Here is a 397-nt window from a genome sequence, read left to right on the forward strand (position 1 = left end):
TATGCGTCATGCTAAAACGTGCAGGCTCATCCCATTTCGCTCGCCACTACTTTGGGAATCTCGGTTGATTTCTTTTCCTGCAGCTACTTAGATGTTTCAGTTCGCCGCGTTCGCTTTGCATACCTATGTATTCAGTATGCAATGACCCAAAGGGCCGGGTTTCCCCATTCGGAAATCTGCGGATCAAAGCTTGTTTGCTAGCTCCCCGCAGCTTATCGCAAGCTACTACGTCCTTCATCGCCTGTAATCGCCAAGGCATCCACCATGTGCACTTATTCACTTGTCCCTATAACGTTAGCCCCTGCGACTAACAAGGAGCGTTTATAGGAATAAGAAGTACTACGTTGTTGCGTTTGTTGATACATACAATCATTACCCACCCACGCGGTTCCCCGCA

General features: G+C 48.4%; 1 rRNA gene. It reads right to left on the bottom strand.

What is annotated here, in order from left to right:
• Nucleotides 1-286: ribosomal RNA gene (locus KVP70_RS33375) — 23S ribosomal RNA — on the bottom strand; the annotation flags it as partial.
• Nucleotides 287-397: the final 111 nt, after the last annotated feature.

Source organism: Duganella violaceipulchra (assembly GCF_019166075.1).
GTDB lineage: Bacteria > Pseudomonadota > Gammaproteobacteria > Burkholderiales > Burkholderiaceae_D > Rugamonas > Rugamonas violaceipulchra.